We start from the raw sequence: 19,170 nt of genomic DNA, 5'->3' as shown, positions 1-19,170 counted from the left end.
GCGGCACGCCCGGAAACCGTCCACATACGAACACGATCGGTGCGGAAGCCATCAATACCGAACCCCTCAATACCGAAGCCTCTGACCCGGAAGCCCTCGCCGTCCGCGCGGCGAACGGCGACAGCGCGGCCCTCGACGCGCTGCTTCGCGCCATCCGTCCCGACGTCGTCCGCCGCTGCGGCCGCTTCCTCCTCTACCGGGAGGACGCCGAGGAGGCGGCGCAGGACGTACTGCTTCAGGTCGCACGGAACATCCAGCGTTTCGAGGGCCGCAGCCGTTTCAGCACCTGGCTGCACACCGTGGTCGCCAACTGCTCGCGGCAGAAGTACCGGGAGCTGAAGCGGCGCGCGGTCGAGCAGCCCGCGCACGCGGACGAGGCAGGTGCCCCCGAGCGCCGCCCGGACCCGCGCACCACCAGCGTGATCGCGGGCTCCAAGGTGGACGTCCTCGAAGCGCTCGAACGCCTGGAGCAGGAGAGCCCCCACCTGGTGGCGCCGCTGGTCTACCGGGACCTGTGCCAGATGGACTACAACGAGATCGTCGACCGCCTCGGCATCCCGCTGGGCACCGTCAAGTCCCGGCTGTACCACGCCCGCCGCCACATCCGCCCCTGGCTCGCCTCCCAGGAGCTGTGACCGCCCGGGAGGCGAGGGGGCGGCGCCTGCCCCCGTGGTCCACTGCCTGCCATGGCTGATGCGGCAGCGGCGCGGTGCGAGGCGCACAGACAGCGGATGTCCGGGATCGCGTACCGCATGCTCGGCTCGACCGACGCCGAGGACGCCGAGGACGCCGACAGGAGGCGTACCTGTGCTGGGAGTGGGCCGCCCCGGCGTCCGTGGTGACCCCGGCGGCCCGGCTGTCGACGGTCGTCGCCCGGCTGTGCCTCAACACACTGATGTCGGCGCGCGCCCGCCGCGAACAGTACGTCGGGCAGTGGCTGCCCGAGCCCGTGCTGACGGGCGTGGGACGGGGCGCCGGAGGGCACGCGGCGGGCGGGCACGCGCACCCGGCGGGCGACCGCACACACGCGGCGAGCCGGGGCCCGCATGCGGCGGGCGGGGGCGGCGCCGGGCCGCTCGGGCCGTTGGAGACCGTCGAACAGCGCGAGTCCGTCCCGCTGGCGCTGCTCGTCCTGCTGGAGCGGCTGACCCCGCCCGAGCGCGCCGTGTTCGTCCTCCGTGAGGCGTTCGGCTGCCCGCACCGCGAGATCGCACAGGTGCGGGAGCTCTCCGAGGCCGACTCCCGCCAGCTCTACCGCCGGGCCGGCCGCACGTGGCACCGCGCCCGGGAGGCCGAGGCCGCCCGGGAGGCGCGAGGCGGGCGTACGGGCGGCGCCGCGGCGGACCACCCGCACAGGCTCGTCGAGACGTTCGTCACGGCCGCCCGCGGCGGCCCGCGGCGGCGACCTGGCACGGCTGGAGGAACGGTCGGCCCGAGACGTCGTCCCGTACGCGGACGGCGGCGTAAAGACCAACACCGCGCGGCGTCCGATCCGGGGCCGGGAGCGGGTCGCCAGGTGTCTGGCCCGGGCCTGGCGCGCCTCGCGGCCGGGGTGGACCTGGTGCCGTACGAGGTCGACGGCGGCCCCGCGCCGCCCGGTCTGGCCGGGGGGCGCTTGGTGGGGGTGGTGGCGCTGGAGAGCGCCTGTGGCCGGATCGCGGCGCTGCGTGTCACCGCAAACCCGGACAAACTGGGGTACGCGGCGCGGCAACTCGCAGCGCGGCACCCCGACGACGCGGACCGCCTCCGCCTCTGACGGCCCCACCATCCCGGTCCCGTCGCCCGGCCGCGGCGCCCGCACCACCAGGGACGGCCCCCGGGGTGACCCGCGCCACCCGGGTGCCGTCTGTCACGTTCCGGGCCGCTGTCCGGTCCTTCCAGCGACAGCACACACCGATCCGGGAGGCACCCCATGGCACCCTCGCCCGGCCCCACCGATCCCACCGATCCCACCGATCCCACCGATCCCACCGGCTCCGATGGTCGTGCCGGTCCCACCGGCTCCGCCGACCCCCTCGGCCGCTCCGACCAGAACCCCGCCCGAACTCCTGGACCGGAGACCCCGGACACAGGTCCCGGTCCGGGCCCGGGTCCGGTTCTGGTGACCGGCGGGACGGGCACGCTCGGCCGTCCCCTCGTCGACCGCCTGCTGGCGGACGGCGTGCCCGTCCGCGTCATGAGCAGGCGGCGGCGCAAGGCCGAGGACGAGCGCCCCTACGAGTGGGCGGTGTGCGACCTCACCAAGGGGGTGGGGCCGGCCGGAGCCGTCTCGGGCGTCCACACGATCGTGCACTGCGCCACCGACCCGTGGCGCGAGGCACGGATCCTCGGCCGCCTCACGGAGGCGGCACGCCAGGCGGGCGTGCGCCATCTGCTCTACATCTCGATCGTCGGCGTCGACGAGGTGCCGTTTCCCTACTACAAGGGAAAGCACGCCGCCGAGCGGCTGCTGGAGCGGTCTCACGTGCCGTGGACCGTGCTGCGGGCCACCCAGTTCCACGACCTGGTGACGCTGATGACGACCGCGCAGCGGAAACTGCCCCGGGTGGTGGTCCCGGCCGGGTTCCGCTTCCAGCCGGTCGAGGTCACCGAGGTGGCCGGCCGGCTCGCGCAGCTCGCCCAGGGGCGACCGGCCGGCCGGGTGCCGGACATGGGCGGCCCGCACGTGGCAACGGCACGGGAACTGGCCGAGCAGGTGCTGAGGGCGTCCGGGCGGCCCCGCCGTGTGGTGGAGCTGCCGCTGCCCGGCCGGACCGCCCGCGCGTTCCGCCGCGGCGGCAACCTCGCCCCCGGGCGCGCGGTGGGGAAGGTGACCTTCGAGGCGTACCTGTCGGAGCGGTTCGGCCGCTAGCGCAGTCCGGCAGGGACCGGAGGCGAACCGGTGGGGCCCGGGACGAAGCCACCGTCCCGGAGCGAAGCCGCGGTCCCGGGGCGAGGGCCGAGGGGGTGGGGCGGGCCCGCGTCACGGGCACGCCCTTGCGCCCGGCCGCTGCCCGGGGGGGTTCTTACGGTGCGGTGACACAGCGGCCGGATGTGCCAGAGAGGCGGCCCCGCAGACCTAACGTGGCGATATGCGCGTTCTCGTCACCGGCGGAGCCGGGTTCATCGGTACCCATATCGTCGACGCCCTGACGGCGGCGGGCCACGAGGCAGTCGTCCTCGACGCCCTGCTGCCGTCGGCGCACGAGGAGGGCAGCACGCTGCCCTCCTCGGCCGTGCCGGACGTGCGCTACCTGGTCGGTGACGTACGTGACGCGGACACCGTCACCGACGCGCTGCGCGGCGTGGACGCGGTGTGCCACCAGGCCGCCATGGTCGGGCTGGGCAAGGACTTCGCCGACGCGCCCGCGTACGTCAGTTGCAACGAGCTCGGCACCGCGGTGCTGCTGGCCGCCATGGAGCGGGCCGGGGTGCGCGCCCTGGTGCTGGCCGGCTCCATGGTGGTCTACGGAGAGGGCCGCTACGCCTGCGAGCAGCACGGAGTGGTACGCCCGGGGCCGCGCGCCGTGGACCGGCTGCGTGCGGGGCAGTTCGAGCCGCCGTGCCCCGAGTGCGGGGCACCGCTGCGCCCCGGGCTGGTGGACGAGGACGCGCCGGTGGACCCGCGCAACACCTACGCCACCACCAAGCTGGCCCAGGAGCACCTGGCCGCGGCCTGGGCGCGGTCCGCCGACGGGCGCGCCGTCTCGCTGCGTTACCACAACGTCTACGGCCCCGGCATGCCGCGCGACACCCCGTACGCGGGCGTCGCCTCCTTCTTCCGCTCCGCCCTCGCCCGCGGGCAGGCCCCCACCGTGTACGAGGACGGGGGCCAGCGCCGGGACTTCGTCCACGTACGCGATGTGGCCGCCGCCAACGTCGCGGCCCTGGGGGCCGTCACGGGAGGCGGGGCCCGCGCGGGCACGGAGGCGGGGGCGCGGGAGGCGTCCCGGTCGGCGGGGGAGGCGTTGTTCGACGCCTACAACGTCGGCAGCGGCGAGCCGCACACCGTCGGGGAGATGGCCGCCGCGCTGGCCGAGGCATACGGGGGCCCGGACCCCGTGGTGACCGGCGACTTCCGTCTCGGCGACGTGCGCCACATCACCGCGTCCTCCCGGCGCGCGGCCGACCGGCTGGGGTGGCGGGCGCAGATCGGATTCGCCGAAGGGATGAAGGAGTTCGCGTCGGACGAGATGCGCGCCCCCTCCAACGGCCGCTGACGCCCGGGACGGACGGCCTGGTTCCCCTGGCCCGGGGGCGCGAGGAGCCGAGCCGGGAGCAACCGGTGTGCTCAGGTGGCGTGGGCGGCGGGGAGCGTCAGCTCGAAGCAGCAGCCCCCGGTGACGTTGCGGACGGCCGCCGTTCCGTTGTGCGCCTCCACGATGCCGCGGACGATGGCCAGCCCCAGTCCCCCGCCCGGCGGGGTACGGGCATGGGTGCCGCGCCAGCCGGTGTCGAACACGCGGGGCAGATCCTCCTCCGGGATGCCCCCGCACCCGTCGGTGACCGACAGGACGACCGTCTCGTCACCGCCGCGGGCGTGCACGGCCACGGTGCCGTCGGCCGGTGTGCGGCGGATGGCGTTGACGAGCAGGTTCCCCAGCACCCTGGTCATCTCCGAGGCGTCGACCTCGACGGGGACGGCGACGGAGTCGCCGACCAGCCGGACCCCGCTCTGCCGGGCGAGCGGATCGGCACCGGCCAGGGCCCCGTCGACGAGTTCGGCCAGGGACACCCGGTGGGTGGTCAGCGCGAGCGTGCCCGCGTGGATGCGGGAGAGCTCGAACAGGTCGCCGACCATCGAGTTGAGCCGCTCCACCTCGGCGCGGATCTGGCGCAGACAGCGTCCGGTGTCCTCCACCATGCCGTCCTCCAGCGCCTCGGACATGGCGCGCAGTCCGGCCAGCGGGGTGCGCAGGTCGTGCGAGATCCAGGCGACCAGCTCGCGGCGCGAGCTCTCCAGGGCGCGCTCACGGTCCCGGGAGGCGGCCAGCTTCTCGCTGGTGGCGGCGAGTTCCCGGGTGAGGGCGGCCAGTTCGGCCGGATCGTCGTCGGCGCCCTCCCGGGGTGCGGGGAAGCGGCCGCCCTCCCCGAAGGAGCGGGCCGCGGCCGTGAGTGCCTGGCTGCGGGCGGCCACCCAGCGGCCCAGCAGCAGCGCGGTCGCCAGCGAGACGACGGCTGCCATGGCGACGACGGTGGTGATGACGAACAGGTCGTGCCGGGAGAGCAGCATGGCCCAGGCGACAGCGAGCGTCCCGGAGAGCATGGCGGTCACGGTGACGGTGGAGACGACCGTCAGCGACACGACCAGCGAACGGTGCCGCAGCACACGCAGCGCGACCCATCCCAGCAGCCCCGCTGCGGCGGCGCCGAGGAAGGCGAACAGGGCGATCCACAGCATGTCGTGCACGTCTCAGTCCCCCCGGACGGCGCCGCCGCCCCCACGGCCCGGACGGGCACCGGCCGCGCCCGTCCCGCCGTCGGCATTCGCACTCCCGGCGGCACCCGCGTCCGTGCGGACGCCCGTGCCGGCGGGGGCGCCCGTCCCGGTTCCGGTGCTGCTGCCGGTGTCGCTGTCGGCGTCGGTGCCCGGGTCGAGCCGGTAGCCCACGCCCCATACCGTCTGGATGAACCGCGGCCGGGCAGGGTCGTCCTCGATCTTGGCGCGGAGCCGCCGCACGTGGACGGTGACCGTCGACAGGTCGCCGAAGTCCCAGCCCCACACCTGCCGCATCAGCTCCTCGCGGGTGAAGGCCTGCGCCGGGTGGCGCAGCAGATGGGCGAGCAGGTCGAACTCCCGCACGGTCAGATTGAGCTCGGCACCGTCCTTGGCGGCCAGCCGGGCACGGGGGTCCACGGTCAGTCCGGCGGCACGCAGCGGCCCCGCGGCAGGGGCCTGCTCCGGCTCCCGTACCCCCGCGCCCCCGCTGCGGCGCAGCACCGACTCGACGCGCAGCACCAGTTCGCGCGGGCTGAACGGCTTGGTCACGTAGTCGTCGGCACCCACCTCCAGGCCGAGCACCCGGTCCCCCTCGTCGCCCAGCGCGGTCAGCATGATGACGGGCACGGGCGCCCGCTCGCGCAGGCGGCGGCAGACGTCGAGACCGTCCATGCCGGGCAGCATCAGGTCGAGCACGACCAGGTCGGGCCACCGGGCCGCGGCCTTCTCCAGCGCCTCGGGCCCGGTCTCGGCGCGGTCCACGGTGTACCCGGCGCGGTCGAGGTACCCGGCCACGACCTCGGCGACGGTCGGATCGTCGTCCACGACCAGGACGCGTCCGGAAGGTGGTGTCTGCATGAGGTCAGGGTGGCACCGCGGGGCGGGGCGGGGCAGGCGGGCCGGTGACGGAGACGAGCGATGTCCGTGTTTCGTAAGGACACGAAGACCGGAATGTCGCTTTTCGCTCCGTAGGGTGTCCCGCGTGACCGAACCCCAGCCCGTTCCCCCGCCCGGTCCGGCGCGCGAGGCCACACCGCCGGCCGTGGAGCCGCGGACCCCGCCCGGAAACGCCCCTGACTCCTCGTCGGGAGCCGCCTCGAAACCCTCGCCGACCGGTCGGCTGCCGGACACCCCGGCAGCGGACCCGCCCGAGCCCACCCGTGCGAAGGAGACCGTGCCCGTGTCCGCTTCCGTTCCCGTACCCGCCGTCGACGTCGTCCTGCCCTGCCTCGACGAGGAAGCGGCACTGCCCTGGGTGCTGGAGAGGATTCCGGCCGGCTGGCGGGCCATCGTCGTCGACAACGGCTCGACGGACGGGTCCGCCGCTCTCGCCCGCGCGCTGGGGGCCACCGTCGTACGGGAGGACCGGCGCGGCTTCGGCGCGGCCTGCCACGCGGGGCTGACGGCGGCCGAGGCGGACATCGTCTGCTTCTGCGACTGCGACGCCTCCCTCGACCCGTCCCTCCTGGTGCCGTTCGTGGCGGCCGTCCGCGACGGACGCAGCGACCTGGTACTGGGGCGCAGACGCCCCCAGCAGCGCGGCGCGTGGCCCGCGCACGCCCGCGCGGGCAACCTGGCGCTGTCCCGCATGATGCTGCGCCGCCGCACCGGCGTCCGGCTGCACGATGTGGGCCCCCTGCGTGCCGCCCGCCGCACCGGTCTGCTGGCCCTCGGCCTGACCGACCGACGCAGCGGCTACCCCCTCCAGATGGTGGTGCGGGCGGCGGACGCGGGATGGCGCATCGAGGAACGCGACGTGCCCTACCGCCCCCGCACAGGCAAGTCGAAGGTCACCGGCACCTGGCGGGGCACCTGGCACGCGGTACGGGACATGCGGGCCGTCCTCAACGCACCGCCCGAGCCGCGCCCGCACACCGCGGCGGACCCGGCCACCGGCGCACCGCGACCGTCCGGCACCCCCGACCCGGTCGCCGGCGCACCGCGACCGTCAGACAGCGCGCCCCGCCGGACGCGTGCCGCGAAGGAGGCTTCCCGATGAGCACCGAGCACTGTCCCGGCGGGGGGAGCACAGCGGGGGCGGCGGCGCAGGGGGACACCGCGCTGCTCGTCATCGCCAAGGAACCGGTCCCCGGGCGGGTCAAGACGCGGCTGTGCCCGCCGTGCACCCCCCAGCAGGCGGCCGGACTCGCCGCCGCCGCGCTGCACGACACGCTGACGGCTGTCGCCGCCATGCCCGCGCGGCGCCGGATCCTCGTGCTGGCGGGGCGGCCCGGGGAGTGGCTGCCGCCCGGATTCGACGTCGTCCCGCAGTGCGCGGGCGGGCTGGACGAGCGGCTGGCCGCAGCGTTTGCCGGGGTCGACGGTATTGCCGGGGTCGCCGGGAAGGGGCCCGCGCTGCTCGTCGGCATGGACACCCCCCAGGTGACGCCCGCACTGCTGGCGCCCGCGCTGGGGCCCGACGGCTGGCGTGACTGCGACGCCTGGTTCGGCCCGGCCGACGACGGCGGCTTCTGGGCACTGGGGCTGGCCCACCCCGATCCCGCGCTGTTGCGCGGCGTCCCGATGTCGGCCCCGACGACCGGGCAGGCACAGCTCGACCGGCTCACCGAGGCCGGGCTGCGGGTCCGTCACCTGCCGCCGCTGCGCGACGTGGACACCGCCGAGGACGCCGTACAGGTGGCCGCCGACGCTCCCGACGGGCGGTTCGCCGCCGCCGTCGCCCGGCTCGGCCACCTCACGACGTCCGGGGCCACCCCCACGGTCCCGGCCCCCGCCCGCCCGCGCAGCACCCCCGGGACGGCCGCCCGATGACGACGACCACCCGCACGACGCCCCAGCACACCCCGCCGACCCCGCCGGTTCCGGCAGCCCCGGCAGCCCCGTCAGCTCCGTCAGCTCCGGCAGCCCCGTCAACACTGTCGAACGCGCCGGAGCCGACCTCGCCTCCACCTGAGCCCGCTCCGACGCCGTCGTCGGCTCTGCCCTCCCCGCCGTCCGCGGCAACCCCGCAACCGGGCATCCCCGCACCGGCCGGGGCCGAGACGACAGGCCGGGCGCCCTGGAGCGCCGACCCCTACACCGACGCGCTGCGCAGCGGCCAGGGGCCGCTCTTCCTGCGGCGTACCGACGGCTGGCTGCTCCCCCTCGACGTGGAACGCTGGTGCGCGAGCGCGGACACCGCCGACATGTCGGCGCTGCGCCACTGCGAAGGTGCCGTGCTGGACGTGGGCTGCGGGCCGGGGCGGCTGGTGGCCGCCCTGGCCGAACTCGGCAACAGGGCGCTGGGCATCGACGTCAGCCGGGAGGCCGTCGAGCGCACCGTCTCCCTGGGCGGCGCGGCCCTGTGCCGTTCGGTGTTCGAACCGCTGCCCGGCGAGGGCCGCTGGGGAAGCGTCCTGCTGCTGGACGGCAACATCGGCATCGGCGGCCGGCCCGGAGCCCTGCTCGAACGGTGCGCCGAACTGCTCACCCCCGGCGGGCTGCTGCTGGCCGAGACCGCGCCCCTGGACGTGGACGAGCGCGTGGAGGTCCGCATCGACAACGGGAGCGGCGCCGGGCCGCGAGGCGGTCAGCCGTCCTTCCCCTGGGCACGCCTGGGCACCGACGCCCTGCTGCGGTACTCCGCTTGCGCCGGGTGGTCCGACGTGGCCCGGTGGGAGTCCGCGGGGCGCTCCTTCGTGGCCCTCCGCAACACCACCTGACGGAACGGCACATCCGGCGCGGACGGCACACCAGTCCGTTCCGGACCCCCGTTGCTGCGCACCGCCACGGTTGTCGTCTACTCGCCCCCGGACGCTGGTTCCTGCGCCTCCCCGGCGCCTTCGCCGCCATCGGGGGGGGGCTTCCACTGGTGCCCCCTCCCACGCCCCTACGGTCCGCCCCGGGCGGGCCCTTGGGGCGGTCCGTCAGGTGATCCGTCGCTCCGCTCCTGGGACGGCCCGCCGGGTGATCCATCGGGCGGCTCCTGGGACGGTCCGCCGGGTGACCCCTGGGGCGGCTTTGCAGGCGGCCCCTGGGACGGTCCGCCGGGTGATGCGTCAGGCGGCTCCTGGGACGGTCCGCCGGGTGACCCCTGGGACCGTCCCCGGGATGGCTCCTCGGGCGACCCTCGGGACGGTCCCGCAGGCGCCGCGTCGGACGGTCCCGCGGACGTCTCTTGCGACGGCCCCTCGGGTGGCCCGTCGACCGGCCCCGCGTACCGCCCCTCCGCAGAGGCATCCGGCTGCGCCCATGACCCACGGGTGCCAGGCGCGGCACGCCTGGCGCCCCGCACCGTGCGGAGGGCCAGCCACAGTGCGGAGAGGGCGAACAGTGCGACCGTCACCCACAGCCAGTGCAGCGCGTACCCGTTGTTGCCCTCCGGCCGCCCGGTGGTCTCCGCGTACCTGTCGGGCGGGCCCCAGATCAGCGGCAGCCACACCAGGAAGAGCAGCAGCGACAGCAGGGCCGGGACGCGCAGGTGGTTGACGTACCGTCCGGTGAGCCGGGGCACCCGGTCGGCCAGCGAGTACAGCGGTACCAGCACCAGGTCGTGCAGGAGTGCCGCACCGACGAACCACACGGCCACGCCCACCCAGTCGTCCGCCAGCAGCCGCGCCCCCGCGTACCCGGCGAGCACGAAGGACGCGGCCGTCAGGAGGAGTTGCAGGGGGCTGCCGAGGCGGCGCCGCCACCGTCCCGCGCCCGGCACCCGACCGGCCTCCAGCCGGCCTCCTCCGGCCCCTCCTCGCCGGCTCACCGGTCCGCTCCGAACGACAGGCGGGTGACCCATTTGGTGTTGTGCACCCCGGGGGCGGCCGGGACGATGACGCGGGCCGGGTAGCCGTGGTCGAGGGAGAGGTCCTCGCCGCCCACGCGCAGTGCCAGCAGGGAGCGCGGGTCGCGCACCTGGTTGTCGCGCAGGGCCGCCCGCCGGAACGCGCCGGAGCGCTGGAGCGAGTCGACGAACACCCCGGGCAGTCCCGCTCGCGGGTCGTATCCGGCCAGCTCCGCCAGGTCGCGCAGCCGCACGCCGCTCCAGTGCTGGTCGGAGGTGGACCAGCCCTCCACGCAGGCGATCGGCAGTGCGGCGCCGTGCTGCGGCATCGCGAGCAGTGCCGCCCGGGTGAGCTGCCGCTTGTGCCCGTCGGCGCCTTCCACGGTCAGCCGCCATCTGTCGCCGGTCTCCCCGGCGGTGACACCGACCGCCGCGGCCGTCTTGTTGATCTGGAAGACGTTGGCCCCCTTCCCTCGTTCACCCGCTTCACCCGGTTCCGGCCCGCCGTGCGGGGCGAGCAGCGCGGTGCGCCGCAGCGGGCCGTCCGCGTTCTGGCCGACGGTCACCCCCAGCAGCAGGACCGAGCCGCCGCCCACCACGCCGAGGGCGCCGCGCCGGGAGAGAGTGGGCGGGGCGGGGCGGGGCGCGACGAGCCCGGTGCCCAGGTCGGGCTCCCTGATGTCGGTACGGGCGTCGGCTTCGGCCGCCGTTGCGCTTCTGCGGCCACCGGCGGCGAGGTCGCGGGGCGCTCCGGCGCGCAGGATCCGGACAGCCTGTGGCAGCCGCAGCGCGACGTGCACCACGAAGGCGGAGGCGAACACCCACGCCCCGTAGAGGTGCAGCGCGTAGAACGAGCCGGGGAACAGGTAGTCGAGCTGGATGTTGAGCAGGCCCGTCACGAACTCGAACAGCACGCCCCCGACGAGCAGCAGCAGGGAGATCCGCTCCAGCGCGTGCGCGAGGGAGCGGGCGGGCGGCAGGGTGAACAGCTTCGGGACGACCGACCACAGCTTCGCCAGCAGTACCGGAACGAGCACCACGCCGACCGTGACGTGCAGCCCCTGGGTGAGCCGGTAGAGCCAGTGCGGTTCGGTGGGCCAGGAGAACAGGTAGAAGCCGAGCAGGCCGTGGTCCGGGGTCCGGTCGTTGGCGGGCGCGAGGTCCGGGTTGTACGCGGCGTACGAGAGCAGCCCCGTGACGAGCAGCACCGTGATGCCCGCCAGCAGGACGACACCCAGCACCGCGGTCAGCCACGGTCCGCGCAGCGGACTGCGCCAGAAGCCGGGGTCGGTCGGAAGCCGTCGTCCCGTCCCCCGCCGGGACGACGGCGAGGACGCGCCCGCGCCCGTGCTCGTGGAAGCGCCCGGCGCGGGCGGCGCCGACGGGGACGCCGACGGGGGCGGTGACGAGGACGGTGACGGGCGGTCAGGCGGGGGGCCGGGCTCGGGGCGGTGCTCTCCCATGCAGTGACCGTAAGCGCCGCCGTGGCCCGCAGGGGTGCGGTGACGGATGACGAAACGCTGACGTCCTCCCCCGGTGCACCACAGCCTCTCCCGAGCGGCCTAGCGTGCCTCCTGTGGCACCAGATCCCTCCCCCGGCCGGCCTCCCGCCCGGTCCCGCGGCTCCGCGTCCCCGCCGCGGGAACGGGCGCCCCGTCAGCGCGGTGCGGGGCCCGCCGACCCGGAATCCTCCGTTCCGGAGTCCGCCGACCCGGAGTCCGCCGCTGCGGGCCGCGATGCCGGGCGCGGCCGCCGCCCCTGGCGCGTACCGCGCGGTCTCGTGCCCGACCTGCTCACCGTGTCGGCCGCCGTGGCCCTGGTGACCGCCGCCGTCGTCGTCGGCTCGGCCATCGAACGGGAGAGCGGCACGCTGCGGGTGCACTGGCCGCCCTACTACGCCGAGCTCGAACCCCATACCGGCCCCGGCACGCCCGTGGCGCTGCTCGTCGCGGCGGCCGTCGTGCTGTACGGGCCGACCGTCGCGCGCCGCCTGCCGTGGCGGTGGCTGCCCGGCGCCGCCTGGGTGGCCTCCATGGCGTGGATCTGGTCGCTCGCCCTGGTGGACGGCTGGCACCGCGGGGTGGAGAACCAGCTCACCTCCGCCTACGAGTACCTCCAGGAGATCGACCGCTTCGACGACGTCGGCGCCGCGCTCCGCACCTTCACCGACCACATCCTGCTGCACTCGTCCGACAACTGGGTGCCGCACGTCGCCGGGCATCCGCCCGGTGCCGTCCTCACCTTCGTCGGACTCGACCGGCTGGGCCTGGGCGGCGGCCCCTGGGCGTCCACGTTCGTGATCACCCTCGGCGCGTCCGCCGCGGCGGCCCTCCTGGTGGCGCTGCGCGCGCTGACCGACGAGGAGGTGGCCCGCAGGGCCGCCCCCTTCCTGGTGCTCGCGCCGACCGCCGTGTGGGTCGGGGTCTCCGCGGACGGCTACTTCACGGCGGTCGCCGCCTGGGCACTGGCCCTGCTCGCCCTGGCGGCCACCCGGACGGTACGGGCCCCCTGGGCCGCCGCCCTGGGAGCCGGGCTCCTGTTCGGCCTCACCTGCTACCTGTCCTACGGGCTCACCCTGTGCGCCCTGCTCGGCTTCACCGTCCTGGCCCTGACCCGCACCCTGCGCCCCCTGCCCCTCGTCCTCGCCGGGGTCGCCGTGGTCGCCGCCGCCTTCACCCTGGCGGGCTTCGACTGGTGGGAGGGCTACCGGTTGCTGACCGAGCGCTACTACCAGGGCGCGGCCGGAATCCGCCCCTACAGCTACTGGGTGTGGGGCAACCTGGCCTGCGCGGTCACCGTCACCGGGCCCGCCGTGCTCGCCGGGGTACGACGCGCCCTGGTGCGGTGCGCGGTGGCAGGGCGGGGCGCCGTCGGGCAGTTGCGGGAGCGCCGGCCCGTATCCGCCGGAGCGCCGACCGGACCCGTCCGCCTCCGAGTCGATGGCGCTGATGGCGTCGGTGGCCTACGCGACGGCAGGGCCCGGCTCGACAGCAGGGGCCGGCTGGCCGTGCTCGTCCTGGCCGCGCTGCTGACCGTCCTCGCCGCCGATCTGTCCGGCATGAGCAAGGCGGAGACGGAACGCATCTGGCTGCCCTTCCTCACCTGGCTGCTCCCCGCCGCCGCACTGCTGCCCCGCAGAGCCGTCCGCTGGGGGCTCGCCGGCCAGGCCGCCGTCGCGCTGCTGGTCAACCATGTGCTGCTGACGGGCTGGTGAGGGCGGGCGGGCACAGCCGAGGGCGACGGGTTGTCGGACCCTGCGCCTACGGTGGAACCCGGTCGTGGCCGGGAACCGATCGCGGGTGACAGCCCGTCGCGGGTGGATGCACGTCGCGGGTGGCAGCGGGCCGCTTCGGGAGGGGGACGTCCCGGCACCGCCGTACGCACGTACGCGGGCGCCCGGACGCCCCGGACGCATTCACCAGGAGGGCCGGGCGGTCACACCGCCGTCCAGCACCAGGTCGTGCCCGTTGATCCAGCGGGCCGCGGGAGAGGCGAGGAACACGCAGGCGTCACCCACCTCTGCGGGTGTCCCCAACCGCCCGTCCGGCGCCGCCGCACGCCACCGCCGTACGCCCTCGGGCCACTGCTCCTCGATGCCGTCCCGCCACACCAGGCCGGGCGAGACGGTGTTGACCCGCACTCCGAGCGGCCCGTACTCCAGTGCGGCCGCCCGCGCGTGGGCGACGATCGCGGCCTTGGACGCGGCGTAGTGGGCGTGGCCGGGCGCGGGCTGTGCGGCCTCGATGGAGGCGAGGTGGACGACACAGCCGCCCCCGCCCTCGGACAGCAGCGGGGCGGCGGCCTGAGTGCAGCCGAAGACGCTCGTCAGGTTGGTGTCGACGACGGCCCGCCACTCCCGTTCGGTCATCCCCCGCAGTTCCTCGACCGGCTGGACGCCCGCGTTGTTGACGACGGCCCCGAGTCCCGCGCCGCGCCAGTCCGCCGCCCGCCCGACCACCGCGCGGCAGCCGGCCTCGGTGGACAGGTCGCCGTGCACGGCCCGCGCGGTGCCGCCGGCCGCGTCGATCAGCGCCACGGTGTCGCGGGCACCCGCCTCGTCACCGCGGTAGTGCACCGCGACCGGACGGCCCGCCGCGGCGAAACGCAGCGCGATCCCCCGGCCGATGCCGCCGGAGGCGCCGGTCACCAGCACGGTCCGCGGAGCACGTGGGAAAGCGCCGCCCGACGCCGTCCGGGAGGCTTCCTGCGCACCGGCACCGGCTCCGGGAGCCGCTGCACCGGGAACGGCTGAACCGGGAGCGGCTGGACCGGAAGCGGAAGCGGCCGTGCCGGGAGGCTCGTGCGGCGCCGTCGCGGAGGTGGCGGCGGGGGCTGTCCCAGGGATGTCCGGTGGCGTGGTGCGACGTGTCATCGGCTCAGCTTCCGGATGGTGGCGGCGTGCGCGGGGTACTGCCGGGCGAGGGCGTCGGCGTCCCCGTGTTCGTAGGCGGCGTCCGTCCAGCCCGGCGCCATGGTGCAGCCGAAGAGCGTCCAGGAGCCGCCGTCCGCGACCCGCGCGCCCATCCACGTGCCCGCGTCCACGGTGAGCTGCACGTGGTGTCCGGCGCCGAGCACGTCGGGGCCGAGCACCTCCGTGCGGGCCGTACCGTCCGGGGGCAGGAGCAGCAGTTCGAGGGGGTCGCCGAGGTAGTGGTGCCAGACCTCGTCGGTGGGCAGCCGGTGCAGCGCGCTGTAGTCGTCCGGCGCGGCGGTCAGCAGCATCACGATGGCGGAGCCCTCCGGCCGCCCGTCGTCACGCCGGGGGCCCGCCCACAGCCGTCGGAAGCGGCCGCCCTCGCGGGGCAGCGGTTCCAGCCCGTAGTGCGCGGCGAGGGCCTCGGCCACCTCATGCGGTTCCTCTCGCCCGTCGTGTCGCATCCCTCACCCTTTGCCCCCGGGCGGCGGGGGACATGCGCGGGGCAGCATCCCGGATCGCCGTCCCGGTGTCGCCCCGGAACCCACCCGATCACTCGAAAGAGTGGTACGGGGTCACCGAAGGGTTCGATATCCGCACTCACGCCCCAACCCCCACAGGACATGCCTAGAGTGCACACGTCCGGCCCTGGACCCCGGCCGAACGAGGGAACCGCCACACGGTCGTAACGACCGCACCGTCGTCCGGCCACCGCCGGTAAAACCGAGCTGCCGCACCACCGTGCCATCCGCAGCGGAAGGGGTCTTCCATGGTCGCCGTCCCCCGCCCCGACGCACCGGCGTCCGCCGCGTCCCGGCTCGTACGCGCGCGGGGCGAACTGGACATCTCGACACTGCCCGAGCTGGAGACCTCCCTCGTACGGGCGTTCACCGCGCCGGGCCCGCCACATGTCGTGCTGGACATGCGGGAGGTCACGTTCCTGGACTGCACCGTGGTGCGCCTCCTGCTGCGGGTCCGCAACCGGGCGCTGGCGCGGGAGGGCTCGCTGGCGCTGGTGTGCGGGCAGGTGCCGGTCGGCCGGCTGCTGGGGCAGTTGGGGCTGACGCACCGGCTGCCCGCCTACGCCTCGGTGACCGACGCCCGCAGCGCGGTACAGACCACCGGGTAAGGGGCAGCGGCGCCCATTCCACCGCCGTGACCACAACGACCACAACGACCAATACTTTTCTTGCCGCCCGGGGGCAGACACCGCCGCACCCGCGGGGCAGCATGTGGGCTTCCCCCGCCCCCGTCGGCCCGTTTCCCCCGCAACGCGCGGGCCGACGGGGCACCCCTGTCCCCCCAACCGGCTCCGGAACGCCCCGGGGCCGCCCCCGAAACGGCCCGGACACGTCCCGACTGCCCCGGAAAGGCGGTGTCCGCGTGCGCACGCGCGCCCTGCTCTCCCCCTTGGCGGCCGCGGTGGTCGTGCTGCTCGTACCGCCGCTGATCACGACCGGCAGCGGCGCCTCGGGCGGTACGAACATCCCCGGCCTGCGGTTCATGGTGCCCAACACCCCCGGCGGCGGCTACGACATCACCGCGCGGACGGCCGCCAAGAACGCCGAGGAGGCCGGTCTCAACCGCAACATCGAGGTGTTCAACCTGCCCGGCGCGGGCGGCACCGTCGGCCTCTCCCGCCTCGTGAACGAGCGGGGCAACGGCAAGCTGGCGATGTCCATGGGACTCGGCGTCGTCGGCGCCGTCCACACCAACCACGCCCCCTCCACGCTGGCCGACGCCACGCCGATCGCCCGCCTGACGGAGGAGCCGGACATCGTGGTGGTCTCCAAGAACTCCAAGTACAAGACGTTCGACCAACTGCTCGCCGACTGGAAGAAGAACCCCGGCGCCCTCCCCGTCGGCGGCGGCTCCTCCGCGGGCGGCCCCGACCACCTGGCGCCGATGCTGATGGCCCGCGCCGCCGGCATCGAGTCCAGGTCCGTCAACTACGTGCCGTTCGACGGCGGCGGCGAACTGCTCGCCTCCGTCCTCGGCGGCAAGGTCACGTTCGGCGTCTCCGGCCTCGGCGAGTACCGCGACCAGATCGAGTCGGGCGAACTGCGGCTGCTCGCCGTCACCGGCTCCGAGCGGGTCAAGGGCTTCGATGCGCCCACCCTCCAGGAGTCCGGCCTGGACGTGGAGTTCACCAACTGGCGCGGCATCATGGCGCCGCCCGGCCTGAGCGGCACCCAGCGCGACAAACTGATCCGCTTCATGCGCGAGTTGCGCCACTCGAAGGAGTGGAAGACGTCACTGCGCACCAACGGCTGGGACGACGCCTGGCTGCCCGGCGACAAGTACGGCCGCTTCCTCAAGAACGAGGACGCACGCGTCGACACGGTACTGAAGGAGCTGGGCCGGTGAGCACACCCGAGACCCCACGCCCCGCGGACGCCCCCGCCCCGCCCGCTCCCTCCGAGGAACGCCCCGCCGGACTGCGCGCCTACTCCGAACTCGGCGTCTGCACGCTGCTCCTGGCCGTCGGGGTGCTCGTCCTGACCGACGCGCTCACCATGGACACCGTCGCCTCCGTACGCGGCCCCGTCGGCCCCCGCACCGTGCCGCTGATCGTCGGCACCGCGCTGCTGGCCGTCGCCGTCCTGCTGGCCGTGGACGTGCTGCGAGGCGGACGCGGCGAGGCCGAGGGCGGCGAGGACATCGACCTCGCCGAGCCCGGCGACTGGCGTACGGTCGCGCTGCTCGCGGGCGTGTTCCTGGCCTTCGCCGCCCTCATCGACCCGCTCGGCTTCCCGGTGTCGGGCGCCCTGCTGTTCTGGGGCTCGGCGTACGCGCTGGGCAGCCGTACCCACGCCCTCACCCGCGACCCGCTGATCGCGGCCGGTCTCTCGGTCGTCACCTACGCCGTCTTCCACATCCTGCTCGGCGTGCAACTGCCGGGCGGGCCGCTGATGGGGGTGGTGTGACCCATGGACTCCCTCAACTCCCTGATCGACGGCTTCGGCACCGCCCTCACGCCGCTCAACCTGCTGTGGGCCGCCACCGGCGTCCTGCTGGGCACCGCCATCGGCGTGCTGCCCGGCATCGGCCCGGCCATGGCCGTCGCCCTGCTGCTGCCCGTCACCTACGGGCTCGACCCGACGGCGGCCTTCATCATGTTCGCCGGGATCTACTACGGCGGCATGTTCGGCGGCTCCACCACGTCCATCCTGCTCAACACCCCGGGTGAGAGCGCCGCCGTGATCGCCGCCATCGAGGGCAACCCGATGGCCAAGTCCGGGCGCGGCTCGCAGGCGTTGGCCGCTGCCGCCGTCGGCCACTTCGCGGGCGGCATGATCGGGACGGTCCTGCTGGTCGTCCTCGCGCCGACCGTCGCCCACCTGGCCGTGGACATCGGAGCACCCGACTACTTCGCCATCATGGTGCTGGCCTTCATCGCCGTCACCTCCGTCCTCGGCTCCTCCCGCGTGCGCGGCTTCGCCTCCCTGCTGATCGGCCTGACCATCGGGCTGGTCGGCCTCGACCAGATGACCGGCCAGCAGCGGCTCACCTTCGGCAGCCTCCAACTGTCCGACGGCATCGACGTGGTGATCGTCGCCGTCGGTCTCTTCGCCATCGGTGAGGCCCTGTGGGTGGCCGCCCACCTGCGGCGCGGCACCGGCGAGTCCCTCCCCGTCGGCCGCCCCTGGCTGGGTCGCGAGGAGTTGCGGCGCACCTGGAAGCCGTGGCTGCGCGGACCGGTCATCGGCTTCCCCTTCGGCGCGATCCCCGCCGGCGGCGCCGAGATCCCCACCTTCCTCTCGTACATCACCGAGAAGCGGCTCTCGAAGAACCGGAAGGAGTTCGGCAAGGGCGCCATCGAGGGCGTGGCCGGACCGGAGTCCGCCTCCTCCGCCTCGGCCGCGGGCACGCTCGTGTCCATGCTGACGCTCGGGCTGCCGACCACCGCGGTCGCCGCGGTAATGCTCGCCGCCTTCCAGCAGTACGGCATCCAGCCGGGTCCGCTGCTGTTCGAACGCGAACCGGAGTTGGTGTGGGGCCTGATCGCCTCGCTGTTCGTCGGCATGGTGATGCTGCTGGTCCTCAACCTGCCGCTGGCCCCCGTCTGGTCCAAGCTGCTGCGCATCCCGCGGCCCTACCTGTACGCGGGCATCCTCTTCTTCGCGGCCGTCGGTGCCTACGCGGTGGGCGGCGAGGCGATCGACCTCGTCATCCTGCTGATCATCGGCCTGATCGGCCTGATGATGCGGCGGTACGGGCTCCCCGTGCTGCCCGCCATCATCGGCGTGATCCTCGGCCCCAACGCGGAGCAGCAGCTCCGCAGGGCGCTGCAGATCAGCGACGGCAGCGTCGTCGGGCTCGTCGACACGCCCTTCGCGGTCACCGTCTACACGGTCATCGTCGTACTGCTGGCGTGGCCCTGGCTCAGGCGGCTGCTGCTGCAGCACCGGCGCGCCCGCGCGGAGGACGGTGACTGAGCCTCCGCGCGCCTGGCTGGAAGAGCCGCCCTGATGCTCGGGCGTGGGCCTCCGTTCGCGGAGGCCCACGCCCTTTTCGTGCTCTCCGGGGGCCTCCGAATTGGTTTGGTAAAGTAACTATTAACGTTTTCTTGACTCCCTCTTTGCTCACGCATGGGCGAGAGGCCGGACGCCAGGAGGA

18 protein-coding genes are annotated in these 19,170 nt (G+C 74.8%); 12 read left to right on the top strand and 6 right to left on the bottom strand.

The features are described 5' to 3' along the window. The first annotated feature begins 50 nt into the window (after positions 1-50). The 4 genes from H297_RS0132465 to H297_RS0132450 all read left to right on the top strand — a co-directional run bounded on the left by H297_RS0132465 (position 51) and on the right by H297_RS0132450 (position 4,199). Positions 51-635: an RNA polymerase sigma factor gene (locus H297_RS0132465; protein WP_027740437.1), complete on the top strand. Its 585-nt coding sequence runs from the start codon at positions 51-53 to the stop codon at positions 633-635. Positions 636-838: 203 nt separating this feature from the next. Beyond that, entirely contained in the window at positions 839-1,756 is a 918-nt protein-coding gene (locus H297_RS39780) for a sigma factor-like helix-turn-helix DNA-binding protein (protein ID WP_486589767.1), read from the top strand. A gap of 156 nt (positions 1,757-1,912) precedes the next feature. Beyond that, the gene (locus H297_RS0132455; RefSeq protein WP_199787301.1) at positions 1,913-2,851 is read left to right on the top strand and encodes an NAD(P)H-binding protein; all 939 of its coding nucleotides are present in this window, start codon (positions 1,913-1,915) and stop codon (positions 2,849-2,851) included. A 220-nt stretch (positions 2,852-3,071) separates the two neighbouring features. Continuing rightward, entirely contained in the window at positions 3,072-4,199 is a 1,128-nt protein-coding gene (locus tag H297_RS0132450; RefSeq protein ID WP_027740435.1) for an NAD-dependent epimerase/dehydratase family protein, read from the top strand. 71 nt (positions 4,200-4,270) lie between these two features. Here the strand turns inward: H297_RS0132450 and H297_RS0132445 are convergent, their stop codons facing one another. Continuing rightward, entirely contained in the window at positions 4,271-5,389 is a 1,119-nt protein-coding gene (locus tag H297_RS0132445; protein WP_027740434.1) for a sensor histidine kinase, read from the bottom strand. 3 nt (positions 5,390-5,392) lie between these two features. Next, positions 5,393-6,277: a response regulator transcription factor gene (locus H297_RS39775; protein WP_078514960.1), complete on the bottom strand. Its 885-nt coding sequence runs from the start codon at positions 6,275-6,277 to the stop codon at positions 5,393-5,395. A 316-nt stretch (positions 6,278-6,593) separates the two neighbouring features. On the opposite strand from H297_RS39775, the gene H297_RS39770 reads away from it, so the two are divergent. The 3 genes from H297_RS39770 to H297_RS39760 are packed head-to-tail and all read left to right on the top strand — an operon-like array spanning position 6,594 to position 9,081. Further along, positions 6,594-7,418, top strand: coding sequence for a glycosyltransferase family 2 protein (locus H297_RS39770; protein ID WP_486589771.1), 825 nt, complete (start codon positions 6,594-6,596; stop codon positions 7,416-7,418). After that, positions 7,415-8,191 (top strand): DUF2064 domain-containing protein, encoded by a 777-nt coding sequence (locus H297_RS39765; protein WP_051352371.1) that lies wholly within the window; start codon positions 7,415-7,417, stop codon positions 8,189-8,191. The genes H297_RS39770 and H297_RS39765 overlap by 4 nt, the downstream gene beginning before the upstream one ends. Beyond that, positions 8,188-9,081 (top strand): class I SAM-dependent methyltransferase, encoded by an 894-nt coding sequence (locus H297_RS39760; protein WP_106959745.1) that lies wholly within the window; start codon positions 8,188-8,190, stop codon positions 9,079-9,081. The genes H297_RS39765 and H297_RS39760 overlap by 4 nt, the downstream gene beginning before the upstream one ends. 167 nt (positions 9,082-9,248) lie before the next feature. Here H297_RS39760 and H297_RS44775 read toward each other — a convergent pair whose 3' ends face one another. Both H297_RS44775 and H297_RS39750 read right to left on the bottom strand, forming a co-directional pair. Continuing rightward, positions 9,249-10,070: a hypothetical protein gene (locus H297_RS44775; RefSeq protein ID WP_064744906.1), complete on the bottom strand. Its 822-nt coding sequence runs from the start codon at positions 10,068-10,070 to the stop codon at positions 9,249-9,251. A 44-nt stretch (positions 10,071-10,114) separates the two neighbouring features. Next, positions 10,115-11,599, bottom strand: a complete 1,485-nt coding sequence (locus tag H297_RS39750) for a molybdopterin-dependent oxidoreductase (RefSeq protein ID WP_078514958.1) — start codon at positions 11,597-11,599, stop codon at positions 10,115-10,117. 113 nt (positions 11,600-11,712) lie between these two features. Here H297_RS39750 and H297_RS0132410 point away from each other — a divergent pair, with 113 nt between their 5' ends. Next, positions 11,713-13,350: a hypothetical protein gene (locus H297_RS0132410; protein WP_078514956.1), complete on the top strand. Its 1,638-nt coding sequence runs from the start codon at positions 11,713-11,715 to the stop codon at positions 13,348-13,350. 201 nt (positions 13,351-13,551) lie between these two features. Here the strand turns inward: H297_RS0132410 and H297_RS0132405 are convergent, their stop codons facing one another. Together H297_RS0132405 and H297_RS0132400 are read right to left on the bottom strand one after the other, a co-directional pair. Further along, the gene (locus H297_RS0132405; protein ID WP_486589766.1) at positions 13,552-14,283 is read right to left on the bottom strand and encodes an SDR family NAD(P)-dependent oxidoreductase; all 732 of its coding nucleotides are present in this window, start codon (positions 14,281-14,283) and stop codon (positions 13,552-13,554) included. 221 nt (positions 14,284-14,504) lie between these two features. Then, positions 14,505-15,014 carry a cupin domain-containing protein gene (locus H297_RS0132400; protein ID WP_051352370.1) on the bottom strand — a complete coding sequence of 170 codons (510 nt, stop codon included), beginning with the start codon at positions 15,012-15,014 and terminating at the stop codon, positions 14,505-14,507. Between the two features lie 305 nt (positions 15,015-15,319). Here H297_RS0132400 and H297_RS39740 point away from each other — a divergent pair, with 305 nt between their 5' ends. From H297_RS39740 to H297_RS0132380, 4 genes are all read left to right on the top strand, one after another. Then, positions 15,320-15,679 (top strand): anti-sigma factor antagonist, encoded by a 360-nt coding sequence (locus tag H297_RS39740; RefSeq protein ID WP_051352369.1) that lies wholly within the window; start codon positions 15,320-15,322, stop codon positions 15,677-15,679. A 254-nt stretch (positions 15,680-15,933) separates the two neighbouring features. After that, positions 15,934-16,917, top strand: coding sequence for a tripartite tricarboxylate transporter substrate binding protein (locus H297_RS0132390; protein WP_027740430.1), 984 nt, complete (start codon positions 15,934-15,936; stop codon positions 16,915-16,917). Then, complete coding sequence (locus H297_RS0132385; protein ID WP_027740429.1) at positions 16,914-17,477, top strand: tripartite tricarboxylate transporter TctB family protein; 564 nt, start codon at positions 16,914-16,916, stop codon at positions 17,475-17,477. Before H297_RS0132390 ends, H297_RS0132385 begins: the two co-directional genes overlap by 4 nt. A gap of 3 nt (positions 17,478-17,480) precedes the next feature. Then, positions 17,481-18,989, top strand: coding sequence for a tripartite tricarboxylate transporter permease (locus H297_RS0132380; protein WP_027740428.1), 1,509 nt, complete (start codon positions 17,481-17,483; stop codon positions 18,987-18,989). Positions 18,990-19,170: the final 181 nt, after the last annotated feature.

This window comes from Streptomyces sp. CNT360 (assembly GCF_000424785.1).
This window is presented reverse-complemented; position numbering and strand designations above follow the sequence as displayed.

What these genes read in the sequence shown, in the direction of transcription:
- H297_RS39765 (WP_051352371.1), top strand. Translation starts at nt 7,415, where the DNA reads ATGAGCACCGAGCACTGTCCCGGCGGGGGGAGCACAGCGGGGGCGGCG.
- H297_RS39760 (WP_106959745.1), top strand. Translation starts at nt 8,188, where the DNA reads ATGACGACGACCACCCGCACGACGCCCCAGCACACCCCGCCGACCCCG.
- H297_RS0132450 (WP_027740435.1), top strand. Translation starts at nt 3,072, where the DNA reads ATGCGCGTTCTCGTCACCGGCGGAGCCGGGTTCATCGGTACCCATATC.
- H297_RS0132380 (WP_027740428.1), top strand. Translation starts at nt 17,481, where the DNA reads ATGGACTCCCTCAACTCCCTGATCGACGGCTTCGGCACCGCCCTCACG.
- H297_RS39750 (WP_078514958.1), bottom strand. Translation starts at nt 11,599, where the DNA reads ATGGGAGAGCACCGCCCCGAGCCCGGCCCCCCGCCTGACCGCCCGTCA.
- H297_RS39740 (WP_051352369.1), top strand. Translation starts at nt 15,320, where the DNA reads ATGGTCGCCGTCCCCCGCCCCGACGCACCGGCGTCCGCCGCGTCCCGG.
- H297_RS0132400 (WP_051352370.1), bottom strand. Translation starts at nt 15,014, where the DNA reads ATGCGACACGACGGGCGAGAGGAACCGCATGAGGTGGCCGAGGCCCTC.
- H297_RS0132455 (WP_199787301.1), top strand. Translation starts at nt 1,913, where the DNA reads ATGGCACCCTCGCCCGGCCCCACCGATCCCACCGATCCCACCGATCCC.
- H297_RS39775 (WP_078514960.1), bottom strand. Translation starts at nt 6,277, where the DNA reads ATGCAGACACCACCTTCCGGACGCGTCCTGGTCGTGGACGACGATCCG.